We start from the raw sequence: 251 nt of genomic DNA on the forward strand, positions 1-251 counted from the left end.
GTCCATGCGGGAAATACTGCGCCAGCTCGTCGAGACGATTGAGCACCAGCTCCGCTGTCGCCATTTCGTTAGCGCCGGAGGCCAGTTTTACCCCCAGCCCGGAGGCTGGCTTACCATTGAAGCGGCTAAGATAATCGTATTTCTCCGCCCCCATTTCGACGGTGGCGACATCGCCCAGCCTTACCTCTGAGCCGTCCTGATTGACCCGCAAGGTGATATCGCGGAACTGTTCTGGTGTTTGCAGCAGTGAC

At 58.2% G+C, this 251-nt stretch carries 1 protein-coding gene; it reads right to left on the minus strand.

Annotated elements, in window-relative coordinates:
* The coding region (locus tag RVY79_RS20855) for an efflux RND transporter permease subunit (protein WP_317466515.1) at positions 1 to 251 on the minus strand (251 nt) is incomplete at both ends.

Origin of the sequence: Chromohalobacter sp. HP20-39, from assembly GCF_033052815.1 — a bacterium.
Classification (GTDB): Bacteria; Pseudomonadota; Gammaproteobacteria; order Pseudomonadales; family Halomonadaceae; genus Chromohalobacter.